This is a genomic window from Streptomyces sp. NPDC001270, assembly GCF_042896695.1.
GTDB lineage: Bacteria > Actinomycetota > Actinomycetes > Streptomycetales > Streptomycetaceae > Streptomyces.
On the sequence record NZ_JBIAXM010000007.1, the window covers coordinates 268,900 to 289,829 of the forward strand.

The window sequence follows — 20,930 nt, forward strand, 5'->3', positions numbered from 1 at the left end:
TGATTACGCCCACGATGTTCGGTCGAGTTGGTTTCTGATCGGTTTCGACGACCTTTCGGGGCTGACTCTCCCCTTGGCCGAACCCCTGCTTCCAGGAGCCGCCATGCGTCACTCCCCGTCAGGTCTGCCCGCCCAGGGTCCCAGCCGTCGCTCCCTGTTGCGCGGAGTCGGCGGCACAGCCGTTCTCGCCGGCGCCGGCATACCCCTGCTGAGCGCCTGCGGCGGCAGCGGCACGTCCTCCGACCCGAAGACCGTCACCGTGGGGTCCAACGCGTCGGACGCGGTGCCGAAGAAGGCGTTCGAGCAGGTCTACGCGGCCTTCAAGAAGCAGTCCGGCCTCACGGTCGATGTGAACACGAAGGACCACAACACCTTCCAGGAGCAGATCAACTCCTACCTTCAGGGCACTCCTGACGACGTGTTCAACTGGTTCGCCGGCTACCGCATGCAGTTCTTCGCCGCCAAGAAGCTGGCCACCCCGATCGACGACGTGTGGCAGAAGATCGGGGACAACTTCCCCGAGGCGATGAAGAAGCTCAGCAAGGGCGAGGACGGCAAGTACTACTTCCTGCCGATGACGTCGTATCCGTGGGCGGTCTTCTACCGCAAGAGCGTCTTCCAGCAGCACGGCTACGAGATCCCCACCACCTGGGACACGTTCGTCGCGCTGTGCAAGCAGATGCAGAAGGACAGCCTGGTCCCGATCGCGTTCGGCGACAAGGACGCGTGGCCCGCGATGGGCACCTTCGACCAGATCAACTTCCGGCTCAACGGCTACGACTTCCACGTCGAGCTGATGGCGGGCAAGGCGTCCTGGACCGACGCCAAGGTGCGGGCCGTCTTCGACCACTGGGCGGAGATCCTCCCCTACCACCAGGACGGCGCCATGGGCCGCACCTGGCAGGACGCCGCGCAGTCGCTGGTGGCGAAGAAGTCCGGCATGTATCTGCTGGGCAGCTTCGTGGCGCAGCAGTTCACGAACAAGGCCGACCTGGACGACCTCGACTTCTTCGCCTTCCCGGAGATCAACTCCGCGTTCGGCCAGGACACCGTCGAGGCGCCGACCGACGGCTACATGGTCAGCAAGTCCCCGAAGAACCACACGGGTGTCCTGAAGCTGCTGGAGTACCTGGGCACTCCGGAGGCCGAGGAGACCTACCTCAAGACCGACCCCAGCGTGGTCGCCGCCTCCAGCAAGGCCGACACCTCCTCCTACGGCGCGCTGCAGAAGAAGGCGTTCGACATGATCGGCAGCGCCAAGAGCCTCACGCAGTTCATGGACCGCGACAGCCGCCCGGACTTCACCTCCACGGTGATGCAGCCCTCGCTGCAGAAGTTCATCCAGAACCCCAAGGGCATCGACAGCGTGCTGTCCTCCATCGAACGCCAGAAGAAGACGATCTTCGCCTCCGAATGAGCACCGACATGACCACGAAGACCCCGGAGACGGCCGCCGCGCCGACTCCGGGGGCCGCATCCGACGCCAAGCGGGCCACGCGCAGCCATCTGCGCCTGCTGACCCGCCGTGACCGGATCACGCTCGGCCTGATGGCCGGCGTGCCCACGGTCCTGCACGTGGCCCTCGTCTGGGTCACCGCCCTCGCCTCGATCGCACTCGCCTTCACCACTTGGGACGGCATCGGCTTCGGCTCGATCAAGTGGGTCGGGCTGGACAACTTCAAGGAACTGTTCGAGAACAACCCGCAGTTCTGGCCGGCCGTCGAGCACAACGTCATCTGGTTCGTGGTGCTCATCGTCATCCCGACGCCGCTCGGCCTCTTCCTCGCCACCCAGTTGGACAAGAAGATCCGCTTCTCCCGGGTCTACCAGACAGCGTTCTTCCTGCCGGTGGTCATCTCCATGGCCTGCATCGGCTTCGTCTGGCAGCTCGTCTACAACCCCGACACGGGCCTCATCAACAGTCTGATCGGGGCCAACAAGCCCGGGCACTACATCGACTGGATCGGCGATCCCAAGCTGAACCTGTGGGCGGTCCTGATCGCCGCCTCCTGGCGCCACACCGGCTACATGATGATCCTGTACCTGGCCGGGCTGAAGAGCGTCGACCCGTCGCTGCGGGAAGCCTCCGCGCTGGACGGCGCGGGCGAATGGCAGACGTTCCGGCACGTCGTCTTCCCGACGCTGCGCCCGACCAACACGATCGTCCTGGTCGTCACCATCATCGAGGCGCTGCGCGCCTTCGACCTGGTCTTCGTCTTCAACAAGGGCGCGCAGGGCACGGAGTTGCTGTCGATCCTGGTGACCAACAACATCATCGGCGAGTCGAGCCGCATCGGCTACGGGTCGGCGATCGCGGTGGTCCTGCTGGTCATCTCGCTCGCCGTGATCATCCCGTATCTGGTGGCCACCACCCGGAAGGAGCGGCGGTCATGAGCGCCCCCACCCTCGCGGCCGGCGCCGCCCGGCGGCGCGCGCCCGTGCGTCCGGCCCGCATCCTGCTGCACGTCTTCCTCGCGGGCGCCGCCCTGGCCTGGCTCGCCCCGCTGCTGTGGGCGGTCTTCTCCGCCCTGCGTCCGTACAGCGAGACCAGCGAGAAGGGCTACGTGTCCTGGCCGGACAAGCTGAGCCTGGACAACTTCACCAACGCGTTCCAGCAGTCGGACATGATGCACTATTTCGGCAACACGCTGCTGATCGCGGTGCCGGCCGTGCTGCTGACGCTGTTCCTCTCTTCCTGCGTCGCCTTCTACGTCGCCCGTTTCGACTTCCGGCTCAACCTGGCGCTGCTGCTGGTCTTCACCGCGGGCAACCTGCTGCCGCAGCAGGTCATCATCACCCCCCTGTACCGGCTGTACCTCCTGATCGACCTGCCCGGCATCACGGTCAGCGGCAAGCTGTACGACTCGGCGCTCGGCCTGGTCCTCATCCATGTGGCGTTCCAGTCCGGGTTCTGCGCGTTCGTGCTGAGCAACTACATGCGCTCGCTGCCGCACGAGCTGACCGAGGCCGCGCTCGTCGACGGCGCCTCGGTGTGGCGGCTGTACTGGCAGATCACGCTGCCGCTGTGCAAGCCGGCGATGGCGGCGCTGGCCACCCTGCTGTCGATCTGGATCTACAACGACTTCTTCTGGGCGATCGTCCTGATCTCGACCGGGGAGAACATGCCGATCACCTCGGCCCTGAACAACCTCTCCGGCCAGTACTTCACCGATCCCAACCTGGTCGCCGCCGGCGCCCTGCTCACCGCGATCCCCACGCTGGTCGTGTACTTCCTGCTCCAGCGCCAGTTCGTCAACGGCCTCACGCTGGGCTCCAACAAGGGCTGATCCCCGTACGGAGCGGCGCGTTCCGTACGGGGACACCGGCTCGGTGGGCCCCGTCCGGGCGGCCCCGCTGCTCCGGTGTCAGCTCCTGGTCCACGGCGGCGAGGTTCTCCGCCGGCCGGGCCACCGAGGACGCACCGGCGAGCGGGAGGATCGCAGCGCGCGGCGCCGTTACGACCGGCAGCGACCCGCCCGGCTGCCGGGCGAGCACGGCCTGGTCGGGGGTCGCGCCGGTCTCCCGGGCCACGCCGTGCAGGGCGGCGAGCCCGGGGTACCGGGGTGGTCGTGCTCGGGCGGCGGCCGAGCAGTTCCTCGCACTGCCTGCCCTGGCTGCCGTCCGCCCAGAACGCGGCGTTGTCGGACGCGCCGAGCGGTCCGGCATGCCTGACGCACGTTCATCGCGCGCACAGGTATACCCGTTGACGCTTCGGCCGCCCCTCACTACCGTCCGAGAGCGCTCTCTCCTCCATGCCCGCAGCATGTCCTGACAGGGAGGCCCTCATGACTCCCGTACCAAGACCGCGCACTCCGGTACTGCGTGCCCTCGGCCGGCCGGCCGCGGCGCTCGCCCTGGCGCTGCTCGCGGCCCTGGTCCCGCAGCCGGCGTCCGCCGCCGCCCCGGCCGTGTCGGCCGCCCTCTGCAACAAGTACTGCGACACCCGTGATCCCGCCCTCTCCCCCGGCGACCGGACCCCGGTCACGACAAGCCTGTACGGGCGGTCGATCGTGCTCCACTTCGACGACGCCGACGCGATGGGCTGGGCATCCGTGGCGGGCGGCGACCCGGGCGACGAGGTCTGGCTCGACCGCTCCTTCGACGGCGGCCGCACCTGGAGTTCGGGCAGCAGACTCGGCAACACCGCCATCCCGACGGGCCGGCACGACTGGCGCACGCTCATGTACAACGTGGACGACTGGAACAACCACGGCGTCGGCGCCCTGCGCGCCTGCGGCAAGGCCGGGAACCGGACCGAGATCGCATGCACCCCGTGGGCCCGTACCACCTGGAACGCCGGCGACCGGCGCAAGGCGGCGGCCACCGGTCTGATGACCTTCTACAACTACGGGACCGGCCTGTTCGACACCACCGGCTGGTGGAACTCCGCCAACGCCCTGACCGCCCTCATCGACAACATCCGGGTGTCGGGCATGGGCAGTTACACGTACGCGATCTCCCGGACGTACGACCTGAACGTGAACGCGCGGGACGGGCAGTTCCGCAACGAGTACATCGACGACTCGGGCTGGTGGGGGCTCGCCTGGATCGCCGCCTACGACCTGACCGGCGACCGCCGCTACCTGGACACCGCACGGGCCGACGCCGACCACATGGCCGCCTACTGGGACGGCACCTGCGGCGGCGGTGTGTGGTGGAGCACGGCGCGGACGTACAAGAACGCCATCGCCAACTCCCTCTACATCGAGCTGAGCGCGGCGCTGCACAACCGCGTCCTGGGCGACACGACGTATCTGGACCGGGCCCGGGCCGGCTGGTCCTGGTTCCAGGGCACCGGGATGATCAACGGCTCGAACCTGGTGAACGACGGGATCGACCTGTCCACCTGCCGCAACAACGGCCGGCCCGTCTGGTCCTACAACCAGGGCGTCCTGCTCGGCGCCCTCACCGAACTGCACCGGGCGACCGGCGGCGGCGCGCTGCTCGCCCGCGCCCGGCAGATCGCGGACGCCGCGACCACGGCCGCCTCCCTGCACACCGCCGACGGCATCCTGCGCGAGCCGTGCGAGGGCGGCGACTGCGGCGCCGACGGACCGTCCTTCAAGGGTGCGCACGTGCGCGGTCTGGGCGAGCTGAACGCGGCGCTGCCGGCCCATCCGTACACCGCGTATCTGCGACGCCAGGCGGACCGTGCCCACACGAGCGACCGCAACGCCCTCGACCAGTACGGACTGCGCTGGCCCGGGCCGGTCGACGCGGTGGACGCGGCGCGTCAGCAGAGCGCCCTCGACCTGCTCGACGCCGCGCCGTGAGCCGGGCGTTCGGGTCGCGCGGCGCGGTCGCCGAACGCCCGGCGACGTCATCGGCGCTCCGGCGCGCGGCCCGCCCGGGCCGGCGGTACCCGACGGCGGCGCGGACCCGTCCCGTGCTCGGCGGGCTGCTGGCCCTGTTCCTGGCGTTGACCGGTCTCGTCGCGCTGCCCGCCCCGGCCCGTGCCGCGACGCCGGTCTGCGCCCTGGCGTGCGACACGCTGGACCCCTCGCGGGCCCGCCAGGAGACCTTCCCGGTGCCGAACCGGAACATCAACGGCCGGACCCTGCGGCTGCACGTCTCCGAGCCGGACGACATGGCCTGGGCGAGCGTCGACGACGGTGTGCGGGGCGACTCGGTCTGGCTGGACCGGTCCTGGGACCGGGGAGCCACCTGGGAGCCCCTGCTCGGCAAGGCGAGCGTCCCGGACGCCCGGACCGGTACCCGCACGCTGATGTACAACATCACCGACCCGGTCGGGCACCGGCGCGGCTGGATCCGCGCCTGCGCCGACGCGGCCGCCGTCACCTGCACCGACTGGGCGTACCCGAGGGTGTGCGACGGCTCCTCCTGCGACGGCGCCGACCCGGCGGGCGCCGCGGGCGACGACACCCCCGTACCGCCGGCCACCCTCTTCGGACGCACCATCGGCCTGCACGTCGACCAGGCGCGCGGCATGGCCTGGGGTGTCCTCTCGGGCGGCGGCACGGGCGACGAGATCTGGCTCGACCGCTCCTGGGACGAGGGGGCCGGCTGGCCCGAGGGCTCCTCCCTCGGCCGGACGAGCGTGCCGGCCGGCGCGGTCTCGGCCCGGACGGTCATGTTCGCCACCCGGGATCCGCGCGGTCTGCTGTACGGCGGGGCGGTCCGTGCCTGCGGCCGCGAGGCCGCGCACCAGGAGGGCAGTTGCACGGCCTGGGTCAGGCCCGCGCCGACCCGGGCGCGGGCGGCGGCGGACGCGCTGCTGGCCTCGTACCGCACCGACGAGGGCTGGTGGCGCAGCAGTTGGTGGAACTCGGCGGTCGCGCTCACCGCGGTCGTCGGCTTCGCCGAGCGCACCGGACGGCACGACTACGACTGGGTGATCGCCCGTACCTTCGAGCAGAACCGCGGTGTCTTCCCCGCGGGCGCGCGCAGCTCCGACCCGGTCGAGGGCCACTTCATCAGCCGCGCCGTCGACGACGCGGCCTGGTGGGCGGTGGCCTGGCTGACGGCGTACGACCACACGGGCGAGCGGCGCTATCTGGACGAAGCGGTCACGATCACCGGCTACGTCCACCAGTTCTGGGACACCGGTACCTGCGGCGGCGGTGTGTGGTGGGACCGGGAACGCACCTACAAGAACGCCGTGACGAGCGGCCTGTACCTGTGGCTGGCCACCGCGCTGCACCAGCGGGTCGACGGCGACACCGTATGGGGTGCCCGCGCGGCGACGGCGGCGGACTGGTACCTCGGCAGCGGGCTGATCAATTCCTCCGGTCTGGTCAACGACGGCCTGACCGCGGGCTGCGCCAACAACGGGCAGACCGTGTGGAGTTACAACCAGGGCCTGGCCATCGGCGCCTTCACCCAGCTGTGGCGGTCCACCGGCGAGGACCGGTACCTGGAGACGGCCGAACGCCTGGCCGACGCCGCGATCTCCTCGCCCGTGCTGACCCGTGACGGTGTGCTGACCGAGTCCTGCGACCTCGGCACGAACTCCTGCGACGACAACCAGAAGCAGTTCAAGGGCATCTTCGTACGCCACCTCGCCGACCTGGCGGACGCCGCCGGGTCGGCCGGCTACCGGGCGTACGTCCTGAAGCAGGCCGACTCGGTCTGGGCCACCGACCGCGACCCGCTCAACCGCCTCGGCCAGCGCTGGTCCGGAACGAGCCCCGACGCGGCGGACTGGCGCACCCAGGCGAGCGCGCTGGAGGCGCTGACGGCCGCGGAGCGGCTGCGGGGCCCGGACCTGAGGGGGCGGTGACGGATGCCGACCGGTGGGCCGAGCGCCGCCGGGAAAGCTATCCTGACGCCTACGCCCACCACCGCTGTCCGCGCCCCGGGGCAAGGGCCCCGGTTCCGGTCGCCCGCGGGGCGCGCGGCCACCGGTGTGCGACGGCCCCAGCGGACGACGACGAGGTCAACTGACACACATGAAAGAATTTCGCGAGGTCACGGGCGCGATTCTGCCGGATTACTCCGAACCTCTGTGGGTCCAGGCCGTCAACCTCATCCATGGCGAGATCGAGAAGGGCGTCCTCAAGCCGGGCGCCCGGCTCGCTCCGGAGCGCGAGCTGTGCGGTCAACTCGGCATCAGCCGCGTCACGTTGCGCAAGGCGCTCACCCATCTCGTCGAACGGGGCGAGCTGAGCGCCTCGCACGGTCGCGGGTGGTACGTCGCGCGGACCGCGCGGAAGAAGGAATGGCCGAGCAACCTGGAGTCCTTCAGCGAGACGGCGGCCCGGATGGGGCTGCGCCCGCACTCGACGGTGCTGGGCGCCCGGACCACACCCGCGAGTTTCGACGAGGCGGAACGGCTCGGTGTGGCGCCGGGCACCGCGCTGTTCTGTCTGGAGCGGGTGCGCCTGCTCGACGACGTGCCCATCGCGCTCGACCTCAACCGGATCCCGCTGGCCCTCGTACCGGAGGTGGAGAACGCCGACTTCACCACCGGCTCCTTCTACGCGACGCTGGCCCGGGCCGGTGTGGAGCCGGTGCGGGCCGACACCACGATCGAGGCGGCGAAGGCCGACGAGCACGCGGCGGAGCATCTCGGCATGGCGCCGGGTGACCCGCTGCTGGTGCTGCACCAGCTCGCGCTCGGCTCCGGTCAGGAGCCGTTGTTCCTCTCCACCATCCGGTACGCGGGCGACCGCTACCGGCTGCGGACCTCCTTCACACGCTCCTTCGACTGATGCTCCGCACCGGCGGCCGGCCGCGCGGGCGTCGGGGTCCGGCCGCGCGGTCGGGGCCCGCTGCCGAGGCCGGGGTTCCGTTCAGGGCACCACCACGGCCTTGACGAAGTCGGGGCCGGCGGCGTGCATCGCGGTGAACGCCGCGTCGACCTCATCGAGTCCGAAGCGGTGCGTGACCAGCGGCTGGTAGCTGAAGCGGCGGTCCCCGACGAGGCCGAGCGCCTCCCGCATGGCGGCCATCGTCCGGGTGCGGTCGGGGCAGAAGCCGTTGACGACGGTGACCGCCTTGTACCACAGCTCCATGTCCATCATGGCGTCGCCGGTGTGGTGGTAGCCGACCACGCAGAGCGTGCCGAACGGCCGCACCAGGCTGCCCGCCGTGGTCAGGCCCGGGGTCACGCCGGTGGCTTCGAGCACCACGTCGAACCGGGCTTCGCCGGCCCGTCCGGTCGCGGTGCGGAACTCCTCCGGTACCTCGTCCGGCGCGAACGCGAGGTCGCAGCCGAGCCGTAGGGCCCGCTCCCGGCGGGCCGGCAGCGGGTCGACGCCGACCAGCAGGCCCGGCGCGTGCCGCCGGACGAGTTGGACGAGGCCGAGGCCCATGAAGCCGAGCCCCACGACCGCGACGCGGTCACCCGCGCGCACCGCGGTGCGCGACAGCGCCTCCTCCAGGCAGGCGACCGGTTCGCCGAGCGCGTGGGCGGACTCGATCCCGGCGGGGACGGGCAGGACCGCGTCGGCGTCCATGACCGCCAGCGTCGCGAAGCCCTCGCCGCCCAGCCCGGTCACCAGGTCGCCCGGGGCCCACCGGCCCGCGTCCCGGCCCGCGGCGACCACCCGGCCCACCAGCTCGTGGCCCAGCCGCACCGGTGCCGCGGCAGGATCGTGCCCGAGCCAGGGCCCGAGGTCCGAGGTGCACACACCACTGCCGGCCACTTCCACCAGCACCTGGTCGGCACGCGGCACGGGGTCGGGGACCTCGACGACCTCGGAGGTGCATGGCCCGACCACCTGACTGATCTTCATGGGTGTCTCCTGTCCGAGCGCGGGCGCGACAGCGCCACCGCATCGGCACCGTCCGACGTCACGTGGTTCTATGTGGTACACGGTGGAGTGCCGACCTGTCTACCACCGTTCTGATCTTTGAGTGGCATCAAATGATCACATTCGGTCACCTTACGCGCAGGTGCCCCACACATTGCCACGACTATTCTGACGCGCATCTAGACAGGACAGGTATTCGTCTCTAACTTGGCCGCAAGTGGTATCTGTTTGGTACAGACAGGCACAGCTCAATGAGGAGACGCGCACATGGGGCCACTTTCGGCAGCGATCGGCCGCGGCGACCTTGTCGCGGCCGGGAACGCGCCAGGGGACGGAAAGCCCGGCGGACGACCGGGCGCAGACCTCGGCGACCGGGACCGCCACGGGACCCGTCGAGCCGTTCGCGCGGCCCGCCGTCCGGGAGGGCACTGACAGATGCGCACCGTGCTGCGGAAACTCTGCTTCTACGTGCTGACCGCGTGGGCGGCCATCAGCCTCAACTTCGTCATCCCGCGGATCATGCCGGGCAACCCCGCCGACAACCTGATCAACCAGTTCCACGGCAAGCTGAGCCCGTCGGCCGTCAAGGCGCTCCGGGTGCTGTTCGGACAGCAGGACGCCAGCCTGTGGCACCAGTACCTGAGCTACTGGCACAGCGTGTTCACCGGGGACTTCGGGATCTCGTACGCGTACTACCCGTCCACGGTGGGTTCCGTGCTGGGCCAGAGCATGTACTGGACGCTCATCCTGATCAGCGTCTGCACCGTGCTCAGCTTCGTCATCGGCACCGCGCTCGGCATGCTCGCCGGGTGGAAGCGCGGCACCTGGCTCGACTCCCTGGTGCCGGTCACCACGTTCCTCTCCTCGATCCCGTACTTCTGGTTCGCCATCATCGTGGTGCTGGTCTTCGCGATCACCCTCAAGTGGTTCCCGCTCTCCGGCGGTTACGCGGTGACCGAGACCGTCGGGCTGAGCGGCGGGTTCATCTCCAGCGCGCTCTACTACGCGGTGCTGCCCGCACTGACCATCGTCGTCGCGTCCGTCGGCGGCTGGCTGATCGGCATGCGCAACATGATGGTGACCACGCTGAGCGAGGACTACGTCCGGCTGGCCGAGGCCAAGGGCCTGTCGCGGCGGCGGGTGATGTACAGCTACGCCGCCCGCAACGCGATGCTGCCGTCGTTCTCCGGGTTCGCCATGTCACTCGGTTTCGTGGTCGGCGGCTCCATCGTGACCGAGGTCGTCTTCAACTACCCCGGTATCGGCACGGTCCTGTTCAAGGCCGCCCAGGCCGCCGACTATCCGCTGATGTCGGCCGTCTTCCTGCTGATCACCGTCCTGGTGCTGGTCGCCAACCTGCTCGCCGACATCGCCTACGTGTTCCTCGACCCGAGGACGAGGGAGAGCTGATCCATGGCCGTAACTGCCGCCGCCGTCGCCGAGGCGGAGGCGCCGACCGAATCCGCGGCGGGTCCCGCCCGGCTCTGGCGGCGTCTGCTCCGCTCGCCCCTGACCTGCACCGGCCTGGTCGTCACCGTGGTCTTCGCGGTGCTGGCCGTGATCGGCCCGTGGATCGCGCCGTACGACCCGTCGGCCGTCAGCGACACCGTCACCGCCGCGCCCTCCGCCGCCCATCTGCTCGGCACCACCCAGAACGGGCAGGACGTGCTCTCCCAGATGCTGTACGGAGCGCGCGCCTCGCTCGCGGTCGGCTTCGGCGCCGCGATCGTGACGACGGTGCTGTCCGTCCTCGTCGGCGTCACGGCCGGCTACGTGGGCGGCCTGGGCGACGAACTCCTCTCCCTGCTGGCCAACGTCTTCCTGGTGCTGCCCGCCCTGCCGCTGACGATCATCCTCGCCGCGTACCTGCCGCACAGCGGCTCGCTCGGCATCATCCTGGTCATCTCCGTCACCGGCTGGGCGTGGGGCGCCCGCGTCCTGCGCGCCCAGACCCTGTCGCTGCGCAAACGGGACTTCGTGGAGGCGGCACGCGCCACCGGTGAGCGGACCTCCCGGATCATCCTCAGGGACATCCTGCCGAACCAGGTGGCCGTCATCGCCGCCTCGTTCCTCGGCACCGTCACCGCCGCCATCCTCACCCAGGCCAGCCTCGCCTTCCTCGGCCTGACCGACGTGACCCAGTGGTCCTGGGGCACCATCCTGTACTGGGCACAGGTCAACAGCGCGCTGCTCACCGGCGCCTGGTGGTGGTTCGTCCCCGCGGGCCTCGCGATCGCGCTGCTCGGCACCGCCCTGTCGCTGGTGAACTTCGGCATCGACGAGTTCATCAACCCGCGCCTCAGGCAGGCCGGCATCGGCACCAGGAAGGCCCAGCGCGCCCAGGCCGCCCGGCCGCGCACCCGCAGGCCCCACCGCGGCACCACACCGGCGAAGCGGCCGACGCCCGCCCCGTTCACCCAGGACAGCACCGATGTCGTGCTCGACGTGCGCGGGCTGTGCGTGGAGTACGGCAGTGAGAGCGGCAGTGTGCGGGCCGTCGACGATGTCTCGTTCACCCTGCGCCGCGGCGAAGTGCTGGGCATCGCGGGCGAGTCGGGGTCGGGCAAGTCCACGCTCGCGTACGCCATCACCCGGCTGCACAAGCCGCCCGCGGAGATATCCCGGGGCGAGATCCGCTACACCGCACCCGACGGCAGCAGCGTGGACGTGCTGTCGATGGCCGACGGCGAACTGCGCGCGTTCCGCTGGGAGGAGCTGTCGATCGTCTTCCAGTCGGCCATGCACGCGCTCAACCCGATCATGCGGATCGGCGAGCAGATCGAGGACGTGCTCGCCGCCCACCGGTCGCACATGACCCGCCAGGAGCGGGCCGCCCGGATCGTCGAACTGCTCGGCGTCGTGGGCATCCCGGCCGACCGCGCGAGCGCCTACCCGCACGAGCTGTCCGGCGGCATGCGGCAACGCGCGATGATCGCGATCGGGCTCGCCCTGGACCCCGAGATCATCGTGATGGACGAGCCCACCACCGCACTCGACGTGGTCATCCAGCGCCAGATCATCGAGAAGATCATGGAGCTGAAGGACACCTTGGGCTTCTCGGTCGTGTTCATCACGCACGACCTGTCGCTGCTGATCGAACTCTCCGACACCATCGCCGTGATGTACGGCGGCCGGATCGTCGAGACCGCCGCGGCCGACGACTTCTACCGGCAGCCCCGGCACCCCTACAGCCGCGGCCTGCTCGCCTCGTTCCCGACCCTCGGCGGCCCCAAGCGCGAACTCACCGGCATCACCGGATCACCGCCCGACCTGCGCCGGATGCCCTCCGGATGCGCCTTCCACCCGCGCTGCCCGGTCGCGTTCGAGGACTGCTCGGTGCGCGCGCCCGTGCTCTACGACATCGGGCAACCGAGCCGGGGCGCCGCCAGGGCGGCCTGCCTGCAGTACGCCGACGCCGGGCCCGGCCCCGGCGCCACCGGCGACGACACCGAGGACAGCGAGGACCGATTCGCGATGGGTGAGAAGCAGTGAGCGCCGACGAGACGAACGGCGGCACGGCCCCGCGGCCGGCCGGCCCCGACGGAACGGAACGGCCGGCGGACCGGCCGGTGCTCGAGGCCGTGGAGGTCACCAAGCGGTTCCCGGTGCGCAGCGTGCTCCCCCGGGGCGCCGCGCGCGGGCGGACGGTGCACGCCGTGGAGGGTGTGTCGCTGAGCCTGTACGCGGGACGGATCACCGCCCTGGTCGGCGAGTCGGGGTCCGGCAAGTCCACCCTGGCCCGGCTGCTGGCCCAGCTGCATCCGCTGACCAGTGGTCAGATCCGGCTGCACGGAGCGCCGGTGCGGTCCACCAGGGGCCGGGCGTTTCGCACGTACACCAGCGAGGTGCAGCTGATCCTCCAGGACCCCTTCGCCTCCTTCAACCCGGTGGCGACCATCGCGAGCACGCTCAGGAGGGCGGTCGCGCTGCACCACCCGGGCACCAGCCGGCGGGAGCAGGCTGCGGTCATCGACGACCTGATGGCGCAGATCAACCTCGTACCGGCGAACCAGTTCACCGAGAAGTACCCGCACGAACTGTCCGGCGGCCAGCTCCAGCGGCTGTCGATCGCCCGCGCCCTGACCGCGAGCCCGGCGGTGTTCCTCGCCGACGAGCCCGTCTCCAGCCTCGACGTCTCCATCCGCCTCGGCATCCTCAACCTGCTGCGCCGCCTCACCGAGGAGCGCAACGCGGCGATGCTGTACGTCACCCACGACATCGCCTCCGCACGGTACTTCGCCGCCGACACCGCGGTGATGTACGCCGGGCAGCTCGTGGAGTCCGGCCCGTCGGAGGCGGTGACCCAGCAGGCCGCGCACCCCTACACCCAGCTGCTGATCTCCTCCGCGCCCGACCCCTCGCGCGCCGGGGCGGCCCGGGTGCGGGACATCGGCCGGCCGCCCAGCCTCATCGACCCGCCCCCGGGCTGCAGGTTCCACCCGCGCTGCCCGTTCGCGATGGAGCGCTGCGCACGTCAGGCGCCTCCCTCCTTCACCCTGCCGGGCGGCCATGCGGCGCGCTGCTGGCTGTACGCGGACGACTCCGAGGCCGCCGCGCGGCGGGCCGAGAACGCCGCGGCCGTCGCCGGGCTCACCGCGTCCGCCGGGCAGCACGAAGCGGGCGTGCCGGCCGGTCCCGTCGCGGGCCCCGCCGCACCGGCGGGCGGCCCCGCACCGGCCGACGGCCCGGGCCCCGCCGCCCGCTGAACGTCAAGCACCCTCCGCACCAGCACACTTGAGGAGCAGACACACCGTGACCATCTCACCCTCGTCGCTGTCGACGGGCCTGACGCACGCCGCGCGCCCGACGAGACGCGGCGTCCTCGCCGGAACCCTGGCGGTCTCCGCCGGCTTCGCGCTTGCCTCCTGTTCGCCGTCCGGCTCCGGCGGCTCGTCGACGCTGACCGTCTCCGGACAGGCCGACAACCTCACCCAGGTCTTCAACCCCTTCCTCGCCCAGTCGGCGAACACCCTCGCCTACACCAACCAGGGCCAGGGCGGCTTCATCTACGAGCCACTGGTGCAGATCAACACCGTCGACATCGGCAAGGACATCCCCTGGCTCGCCCGGAGCTGGAAGTGGTCGGGCGACAACAGGACGCTGACCCTGACCGTGCGGACCGGAGTGAAGTGGACGGACGGCAAGCCGTTCTCCGCCGACGACGTGGTGTTCACCTTCGAGATGCTGAAGAAGTACCCGGGGCTCAACGTCCTGGGCATCGCCTTCGACTCGGTCAAGGCGAACGGCGCCGACGAGGTCGTCATGACCTTCGCCAAACCCTCCGAGCAGTTCTTCACCAACATCGTGTCCGCGCCGATCGTCTCCCAGCACATCTGGTCCACCGTCGGCGATCCGACAAAGTACACCGACAAGAACCCGGTCGGCACCGGCCCCTACAAGCTGGCCTCGTTCTCCACGCAGAGCTTCGTCCTCGACCGCAACGAGGGCTACTGGCAGACCAGGCCCGAGGTCACCAGCATTCGCTTCGTCGCCTACAAGGACAACCAGAGCATGACCAACGCGCTGGTCCAGGGCCAGGTGGACTGGGGTGGTTCCTACATCGCCAACGCGGACAAGACGTATCTCGCGCGCAGCAAGGACAACCACTACTGGACACCGCTGGCAGGCACCGACGGTCTGATCCCGAACCTGGAGCGCTGGCCGCTCAGCGATCTCGCGGTGCGCCAGGCCATCAGCCTCGGCGTGGACCGCAAGCAGATCGCCGCGGCCACGCACGACTCGCCGGCCACCAGTGTCACCGGCCTGCCGATGCCCGCCTACGAGAGCGCGGTCGCCGCCCAGTACAAGGGCGTGAACTTCGTTCAGGACAAGGCGAAGGCGGAGCGGACGCTGACGGACGCCGGCTATGCGAAGGGCGGCGACGGCTACTACCAGAAGAACGGCAAGCGGGTGGAGTTCTCCATCAGCTTCCCGTCCTCCTACACCGACATCGCCTCGCGCGTGCAGGTGCTGGTCTCCCAGTTGAAGGACATCGGCATCAAGCTCACGGTCGACACCACATCGGTCAACGACATCAACGGCCTGACCGCCCGGGGCGACTTCGACTCCACCATGGGCTACCCGGTGGGTTCCGCGCCGCGCGCGTTCTCGTTCTACAACGACACGATGAACCCGAACTTCTACTATCCGGTCGGCAAGGCCACACCGACCTATCAGAACATCGAGCGGTTCCGCAACGCGGAGGCCGCGGCGCTGTTCAAGCAGTACCCCGAGGCGAGCACGGACAAGGAACGGCAGGACATCCTCGACAAGATCCAGCGGATCTTCGTGGAGAACCTGCCGTGGATACCGCTGTTCTACTGGGGCTCCTACGGCGACTGGAGCACCGCCAAGGTCAGCGGCTTCCCGTCGGCGGACGATCCGTACTTCAGCCCGGTGCCGAACCCGGTGGTGGCGCTGCGGCTGAAGCCCCGATGAGCGTCCGCACGGGCCGCGGCACACCCGCCGCGGCCCCGCCGGCCCGCGCAGCCCGGGCGACCGTCCAAGGAGGAACGATGCCCGCAGACCTCGGTGTCATGATGTACACCGTCCTCCGGCAGGCCCGCGCCGACCTGGAGGGCACCCTCGCCCGGCTCGCCGCCCTCGGCTACACGGGCATCGAGACCTACGGCCTGGTGGAGCACTTCGGTCCGGCCCGGGTGCGGGCCGCCGTCGAGGCCGCCGGCCTGACGCTCACCAGCGCCCACGCGCCGTTCCCCGCGGGCCCGGCGGCCGAGGCCGTACTGGACCAGAACGCGGAGCTGGGCGCCGAGGTCCTGGTGTGGAGCATGGAGCGCGAGGAGTTCGCCTCGCCCGATGCGCTCCGCCGCGGCGCCCAGCGGGTGAACGAGGCGGCCGAGCGGGCCGCGGCCCGCGGCATGCGGATCGCCTACCACAACCATTTCGCGGAGTTCTCCCAGGTCTTCGCCGGGCGGCCCGCGTACGACCTGCTGCTGGACGAACTGGATCCACGGGTGCTCCTGGAACTGGACGCCTACTGGGCCGTGCTGGGCGGCGCCGACCCCGCCGAGGTGATCGCCCGTCTCGGCGAGCGGGTGCGCTTTGTCCACATCAAGGACGGGCCGGCCGTCAGCTACGAGGAGGACGTCATGGTGCCCATCGGCGAGGGCCGGATCGACTGGGGCCGAGTGCTGAGTGTGCCGTCCGGCGTCCGCTGGCACATCGTCGAACTGGAGCGACTGCACATCGACACCTTCGAGGCGCTGCGCCGCAGCCGCGACCACCTGGTGGGGCGTGGTCTGTCCGGCGCCCGCGCGACGGGGACGGAGACACAAACATGAGGGTCCTCTTCCTGGGCGGCGCGGGCATGATCGGCTCGGCCGCGGCCGCGGAGGCCACCCGCCGCGGCGCGGACGTCACGGTCGTCACGCGGAGCGAGCCACGCCGACAGCCGGCCCCCGGGGTCCGGGCGCTGCGGGCCGACGTGCGGGACACGGCGGCGCTCGCCGGTGTGCTGGGCGGCGCGGAGTTCGACGCCGTCGTCAACTGGGTCGGCTTCACCCCCGACGACGTGCGCGGTCATCCGGCGCTGTTCGACGGCTCGGCCGGCCAGTACGTCTTCATCAGCACCTGTTCCGTCTTCGCCCGGCCGGTGCCGCAGCTGCCGATCACCGAATCCAGCCCGCGCAGCCAACCGGAGTTCGGCTATCCGCGGGACAAGATCGCCTGCGAACTGCTCCTGGAGGAGGCGTACCGCAGCCGCGGCTTCCCCCTGACGATCGTGCGGCCCTTCCACACCTACGACCGCACGGTGATCCCGAGCCTCGCGGGCTGGACCGCGATCGACCGGATGCGCCGGGGCAGGCCGGTGGTGGTGCACGGCGACGGGACCTCGCTGTGGTCGCTGACCCACTCCCGGGACTTCGCCCGTGCCTTCGTGCCGCTGCTCGGCAACGGCCACGCCCTCGGCGAGAGCGTCAACGTGGTCAGCGGTGACGTGCTGACCTGGGACCAGATCCACCTGGCGCTGGCCGCCGCGGCCGGGGTGCGCCGGCCGGTGCTGCGGCACGCGGCCAGCGAGGCGTTCGGCGAGCAGGTGCCGGGCTGGCGGGAGGTGCTGGAGCACGACTTCCGGCATTCGATGCTGTTCGACACCGCCAAGCTGCGCAGGCTGGTGCCCGGGTTCGCGCCCGAGGTGCCGTTCGCCGAGGGCGCCCGCGAGGTGCTCGCCCACTACGACGCCCATCCGGAACTCCAGGTCGTCGACCCCGCCCTGGACCGGGCCATGGACCGGTTGCTGGGCGAGGCATGACGGGACGGAAACCTCACCACCATGACGTACATTGCGCTAACCTGTATAAGACCACAGCAACACCACTTGGTATCAAGGACTCGGTCGATCCGCGCCGACAGCCACGGGCGGTCCACGAGGGAAGACCAAGAAGGCGAAAGGGAAGCAGAGAAAGTGATCGGCGTCGGTCTCCACGACTCGCGGGGCGGCCTGCTCCCCCGTACGCACGGCACCCGGCTTCCCGCGCCCCGCGCAGCCCGGGCGGGTGCCCGGTTCGGACACGGGGTGGACGCATGACCACCGGAGCCGACACCGGGGCGCTGCCCGCCGGGTACCCCGAGCCGCTGTGGGCGCAGGCCAAGGCCGCCCTGCTCACCCGCATCAGGAACGGCGAGGTGAAGCCCGGCTCCCGGCTGCCCCCGGAGCGCGAGCTGTGCCAGATGCTCGCCATCTCCCGGGTGACGCTGCGCAAGGCACTGACCGCGCTGGTCGACGAAGGAGTGCTGCGGCCCGCGCACGGCCGCGGCTGGTACGTCACCCGCGCCGAGCGCGGCGACTGGCCCAACACCCTGGAGTCCTTCTCCGAGACCGCGCACCGGATGGGCCTGACCGCCACCTCGCGCGTACTGCGCCGCGGTCTCGGCCCGTGCACCTACGACGAGGCCGAGGCGTTCCAGATCGCCCCCGGCACCCGGGTCTACCGGCTCGACCGGGTGCGCATGCTCGACCAGGTCCCCATCGCCGTGGACCAGTCGCTGCTGCCCGCCGACGTGGCCGGGGACTTCGACGACATCGACTTCACCACCGCCTCGCTCTACGACGTGCTCACCGCCCGCGGGCGGCGGCCGGCCCAGGCGGAGACCACCGTCGAGGCCCGTGCCGCCGACGCGGACCTCGCCGCACACCTCGACATCGCGGCCGGGACCCCCGTCCTGGAGATGCGTCAGATCGTCCGCGACCCCGCGCACCGTCCGCTGCTGTCCTCCGCCATCCGCTACGCCGGCGACCGCTACCGGCTGCGCACCTCCTTCAGCCGGAGCGCCGAGGCATGAGAGGGCCGGCCCCGCTTCGGCCCGCCGGACGGCCGCGGCGCGCCGCCGCGCCCCGCCGGTCCCACCCTGGTCCGGAGCCGCTCCGGCACCCCTGACCGTGCCGGGGCGGCTCCGCCCGCCCCCGCAGGCGGCCGAAGCCGCCCGGGCGTCCACGTCGCCCGACCCGACCGCCCCGGCCGACACACGGCCGGGGCACCACCGGACCCCCGCAGTGCGGGCCGGAGCCGCGCCTGCGGCGACGCCCGCCCCCACCGTCCTCAGAACGGAGCAGACATGACCGACGGCTACATCACCTACGCGGCGGCCCGCGCGACGCAGGCGGCGGAGCTGGCCGCAGCCGTGGGCCGGCTGACCGCGCGGGTGACCGCCCTGGCGGAGGAAGGCAGGCTGGCCGGTCCCGGCCCGGTCTTCGTCGGCATCGGGGCCAGCCTCGCCGCCGTCTGCGCGCCCGTCTGGCAGCTGCGCAGCCGCGGCATCCATTCCTGGAGGCTGAGCGCGGGCGACCATCCGCTGCCGTTTCCCCGCAGCGACCACCCGGTCTTCGGCGTCTCCCAGAGCGGCCGCAGCGCCGAGACGGTCGCCGTCCTCGAATCCGTCGACCCGGCCCAGCGGTACGCCGTCGTCAACGCCGTCCCCTCGCCCATCGCCGACACCGCCACGGTGCTCCTGGGCCTCGGCGACATTCCGGACAGCTATGCCTCCACCATCGGTTTCACCGCGACCATCGCGGCGGCCGGCCTGCTCGCGGAAGCCTGGGACGGCGGCCGGATCCATCCCGGCTGGGCGGAACTCGGCGACGTCTTCGCGGCCACCGAGCGGGAGGTGACGGAGCAGGTCCACGCGCTCGCGCCACTGTTCACCACGGTCACCTCGGCCGACTTCGTCGGCGCCGGACCGTCGGTCGGCTCCGCCGAGGAGAGCGCCCTGCTGTTCCGGGAGATCGCCCGGATCCAGTCGACGGGCATGAGCACCCGGCAGTACCTGCACGGCTCGATGGAGTCGGCCGGCGGCAGCGTGCACGTCCTGTTCGGCGGGGCTCGGGAGGCGGCCGCCGCCGAGACACTGGCCGGTTCCGGCCATCCCGCCGTCCTCGTCACCGCCGAGCGGATCCCTGCCGCGCCGGGTGTCCACCAGGTACGGCTGCCCGCGCTGCCGCCCGCGCAACGCGCCGTCACCGAGGTCCTCGTCACCCAGATCCTGGTGGCGGCGGTGGCCCGACTGCGCGGCGTGGACGTCGAGGAGTTCGTCTTCCACAACGCCGACACCAAGGTGACGAGCGGGGAGCCGCGGCAGTGAAGGTGGTCGCGGGTGCCGACGTGGGCGGCACGAAGATCGACATCCGGGTGGTGGCGCTGGACGGCACCCTGCGCGCGGAGCGCCGGTGCGCGTCCGACGGCTGGGACGCGTCCCCGGTGGACGCCGCGGCCGACCGTCTGCTGCGGGAGCTGACCGCCACGGTGCCCGACAGCGACGAACTCGCCGCCGTCGGCGTCGGCGCGCAGGGCTGCGACACCCAGGAGCACTGTGCGCGGCTGGCCGAGGCCGTGACGGCGGCCGCCGGGGTGCCCGCGGCGGTCGTCAACGACGCCGCCCTGCTGGTGCCCGCCGCCGGGCTCGACCGGGGCATCGGCCTCATCGCGGGCACCGGCTCCATCGGGGTGGGCGCGGACGCCGCCGGGAACGTGCTGTTCGCGGGCGGCTGGGGCTGGGTGCTGGGCGACGAGGCGAGCGCACCGGGGATCGTGCGGGAGGCGACCCGGGCCGTCCTCGCGGCCCACGACGCCGGTCTGCCGGACGACGGCCTCCTGGCCGCGCTGCTCGGCCACTTCGGCGCCGCGGACCCGCCGGCGCTGGCCCGGATCGTCAACGACCGTCCGGAGCCCGGTCACTGGGGTCCCGGCGCACCGGCCGTGTTCCGGGCCGCGGACGCCGGCTCCGCGCTGGCGGCCCGGGTGGTGGACGAGGCCGCGGCCCACCTCCAGACCCTGGTCGACCGCCTGACCCGGCGCGGCGCGGTGGGCGGGACGGTGGTGGCGGCGGGCACCGTCCTGACACGCCAGCCGGGGCTGACGAACCGCCTGAGGGCACGGCTGGCCACCACACACCCGGACCTGACCCTACGCCTCCTGGACACACCCCCCGTGACCGGCGCGGTAACCCTCGCCCACCACAAACTCGGCCTCACCCCCTGACCAGGGAAAACAACCCCTTCCCCACACCCGACAGAAACACAGAGAACAACACACCCACCCACACCCATCCACACCCCCCATCCCCCCGAGACACGAGGACACTACACATCCAGTTCCCCCGCGCCCCCAGGGGCGCGGGGGAACTGCGCAACCAACCACGCCCCACCCGCAGACACCCCCACAAGAGCACGACGACCTACTCAACCAGCCACGCCCCCAC

The 20,930-nt window shown here is 71.3% G+C and carries 17 protein-coding genes and 1 pseudogene; 16 read left to right on the top strand and 2 right to left on the bottom strand.

Annotated elements, in window-relative coordinates; translation table 11 throughout:
• Window positions 1-103: 103 nt before the first annotated feature.
• From ACFY2B_RS14760 to ACFY2B_RS14770, 3 genes are read left to right on the top strand one after another with little or no spacing between them, the layout of a single operon-like run.
• Window positions 104-1,417 (top strand): ABC transporter substrate-binding protein, encoded by a 1,314-nt coding sequence (locus ACFY2B_RS14760; protein WP_390763497.1) that lies wholly within the window; start codon window positions 104-106, stop codon window positions 1,415-1,417.
• Window positions 1,414-2,394, top strand: a complete 981-nt coding sequence (locus ACFY2B_RS14765) for a carbohydrate ABC transporter permease (protein ID WP_390763498.1) — start codon at window positions 1,414-1,416, stop codon at window positions 2,392-2,394. The genes ACFY2B_RS14760 and ACFY2B_RS14765 overlap by 4 nt, the downstream gene beginning before the upstream one ends.
• Entirely contained in the window at window positions 2,391-3,287 is an 897-nt protein-coding gene (locus tag ACFY2B_RS14770) for a carbohydrate ABC transporter permease (protein ID WP_390763499.1), read from the top strand. Before ACFY2B_RS14765 ends, ACFY2B_RS14770 begins: the two co-directional genes overlap by 4 nt.
• Here ACFY2B_RS14770 and ACFY2B_RS14775 read toward each other — a convergent pair.
• Window positions 3,262-3,531 (bottom strand): hypothetical protein, encoded by a 270-nt coding sequence (locus ACFY2B_RS14775; protein WP_390763500.1) that lies wholly within the window; start codon window positions 3,529-3,531, stop codon window positions 3,262-3,264. The two genes, ACFY2B_RS14770 and ACFY2B_RS14775, sit on opposite strands and share 26 nt — an antisense overlap.
• A 254-nt stretch (window positions 3,532-3,785) precedes the next feature.
• Here ACFY2B_RS14775 and ACFY2B_RS14780 point away from each other — a divergent pair, with 254 nt between their 5' ends.
• From ACFY2B_RS14780 to ACFY2B_RS14790, 3 genes are all read left to right on the top strand, one after another.
• On the top strand, window positions 3,786-5,273 hold the full coding sequence (locus tag ACFY2B_RS14780) for a glycoside hydrolase family 76 protein (protein ID WP_390763501.1): 1,488 nt from the start codon (window positions 3,786-3,788) through the stop codon (window positions 5,271-5,273).
• 314 nt (window positions 5,274-5,587) lie between these two features.
• Entirely contained in the window at window positions 5,588-7,240 is a 1,653-nt protein-coding gene (locus ACFY2B_RS14785) for a glycoside hydrolase family 76 protein (RefSeq protein WP_390763561.1), read from the top strand.
• 169 nt (window positions 7,241-7,409) lie between these two features.
• Complete coding sequence (locus ACFY2B_RS14790) at window positions 7,410-8,171, top strand: GntR family transcriptional regulator (RefSeq protein WP_390763502.1); 762 nt, start codon at window positions 7,410-7,412, stop codon at window positions 8,169-8,171.
• Between the two features lie 81 nt (window positions 8,172-8,252).
• Here ACFY2B_RS14790 and ACFY2B_RS14795 read toward each other — a convergent pair whose 3' ends face one another.
• Entirely contained in the window at window positions 8,253-9,197 is a 945-nt protein-coding gene (locus ACFY2B_RS14795; RefSeq protein WP_390763503.1) for a zinc-binding dehydrogenase, read from the bottom strand.
• Window positions 9,198-9,650: 453 nt separating this feature from the next.
• Here ACFY2B_RS14795 and ACFY2B_RS14800 point away from each other — a divergent pair, with 453 nt between their 5' ends.
• The 10 genes and pseudogenes from ACFY2B_RS14800 (at window position 9,651) to ACFY2B_RS14845 (ending at window position 20,710) form a co-directional block, all read left to right on the top strand.
• Window positions 9,651-10,625, top strand: a complete 975-nt coding sequence (locus ACFY2B_RS14800) for an ABC transporter permease (protein WP_390763504.1) — start codon at window positions 9,651-9,653, stop codon at window positions 10,623-10,625.
• Between the two features lie 3 nt (window positions 10,626-10,628).
• A pseudogene (locus ACFY2B_RS14805) lies at window positions 10,629-11,462 on the top strand (ABC transporter permease); the annotation flags it as partial.
• Between the two features lie 189 nt (window positions 11,463-11,651).
• Window positions 11,652-12,707 (top strand): ABC transporter ATP-binding protein, encoded by a 1,056-nt coding sequence (locus tag ACFY2B_RS14810; protein WP_390763562.1) that lies wholly within the window; start codon window positions 11,652-11,654, stop codon window positions 12,705-12,707.
• Window positions 12,704-13,921, top strand: coding sequence for an ABC transporter ATP-binding protein (locus ACFY2B_RS14815; protein ID WP_390763505.1), 1,218 nt, complete (start codon window positions 12,704-12,706; stop codon window positions 13,919-13,921). The genes ACFY2B_RS14810 and ACFY2B_RS14815 overlap by 4 nt, the downstream gene beginning before the upstream one ends.
• 46 nt (window positions 13,922-13,967) lie before the next feature.
• Window positions 13,968-15,653: an ABC transporter substrate-binding protein gene (locus tag ACFY2B_RS14820; RefSeq protein ID WP_390763506.1), complete on the top strand. Its 1,686-nt coding sequence runs from the start codon at window positions 13,968-13,970 to the stop codon at window positions 15,651-15,653.
• Window positions 15,654-15,730: 77 nt separating this feature from the next.
• Window positions 15,731-16,516, top strand: a complete 786-nt coding sequence (locus ACFY2B_RS14825; RefSeq protein ID WP_390763507.1) for a sugar phosphate isomerase/epimerase family protein — start codon at window positions 15,731-15,733, stop codon at window positions 16,514-16,516.
• Complete coding sequence (locus ACFY2B_RS14830) at window positions 16,513-17,487, top strand: NAD-dependent epimerase/dehydratase family protein (protein WP_390763508.1); 975 nt, start codon at window positions 16,513-16,515, stop codon at window positions 17,485-17,487. Before ACFY2B_RS14825 ends, ACFY2B_RS14830 begins: the two co-directional genes overlap by 4 nt.
• 272 nt (window positions 17,488-17,759) lie before the next feature.
• The gene (locus tag ACFY2B_RS14835) at window positions 17,760-18,518 is read left to right on the top strand and encodes a GntR family transcriptional regulator (protein ID WP_390763509.1); all 759 of its coding nucleotides are present in this window, start codon (window positions 17,760-17,762) and stop codon (window positions 18,516-18,518) included.
• Between the two features lie 273 nt (window positions 18,519-18,791).
• On the top strand, window positions 18,792-19,814 hold the full coding sequence (locus tag ACFY2B_RS14840; RefSeq protein WP_390763510.1) for an SIS domain-containing protein: 1,023 nt from the start codon (window positions 18,792-18,794) through the stop codon (window positions 19,812-19,814).
• A complete protein-coding gene (locus ACFY2B_RS14845) occupies window positions 19,811-20,710 on the top strand; it encodes an N-acetylglucosamine kinase (RefSeq protein ID WP_390763511.1) in 900 nt (299 codons plus the stop codon). The genes ACFY2B_RS14840 and ACFY2B_RS14845 overlap by 4 nt, the downstream gene beginning before the upstream one ends.
• The last annotated feature ends 220 nt before the right edge of the window (window positions 20,711-20,930 follow it).

Excerpts from the sequence above, each read along its gene's own strand:
- ACFY2B_RS14760 (WP_390763497.1), top strand. The coding sequence starts at position 104 with ATGCGTCACTCCCCGTCAGGTCTGCCCGCCCAGGGTCCCAGCCGTCGC.
- ACFY2B_RS14765 (WP_390763498.1), top strand. The coding sequence starts at position 1,414 with ATGAGCACCGACATGACCACGAAGACCCCGGAGACGGCCGCCGCGCCG.
- ACFY2B_RS14770 (WP_390763499.1), top strand. The coding sequence starts at position 2,391 with ATGAGCGCCCCCACCCTCGCGGCCGGCGCCGCCCGGCGGCGCGCGCCC.
- ACFY2B_RS14780 (WP_390763501.1), top strand. The coding sequence starts at position 3,786 with ATGACTCCCGTACCAAGACCGCGCACTCCGGTACTGCGTGCCCTCGGC.
- ACFY2B_RS14785 (WP_390763561.1), top strand. The coding sequence starts at position 5,588 with ATGGCCTGGGCGAGCGTCGACGACGGTGTGCGGGGCGACTCGGTCTGG.
- ACFY2B_RS14790 (WP_390763502.1), top strand. The coding sequence starts at position 7,410 with ATGAAAGAATTTCGCGAGGTCACGGGCGCGATTCTGCCGGATTACTCC.
- ACFY2B_RS14795 (WP_390763503.1), bottom strand. The coding sequence starts at position 9,197 with ATGAAGATCAGTCAGGTGGTCGGGCCATGCACCTCCGAGGTCGTCGAG.
- ACFY2B_RS14800 (WP_390763504.1), top strand. The coding sequence starts at position 9,651 with ATGCGCACCGTGCTGCGGAAACTCTGCTTCTACGTGCTGACCGCGTGG.
- ACFY2B_RS14825 (WP_390763507.1), top strand. The coding sequence starts at position 15,731 with ATGCCCGCAGACCTCGGTGTCATGATGTACACCGTCCTCCGGCAGGCC.
- ACFY2B_RS14830 (WP_390763508.1), top strand. The coding sequence starts at position 16,513 with ATGAGGGTCCTCTTCCTGGGCGGCGCGGGCATGATCGGCTCGGCCGCG.
- ACFY2B_RS14835 (WP_390763509.1), top strand. The coding sequence starts at position 17,760 with ATGACCACCGGAGCCGACACCGGGGCGCTGCCCGCCGGGTACCCCGAG.
- ACFY2B_RS14840 (WP_390763510.1), top strand. The coding sequence starts at position 18,792 with ATGACCGACGGCTACATCACCTACGCGGCGGCCCGCGCGACGCAGGCG.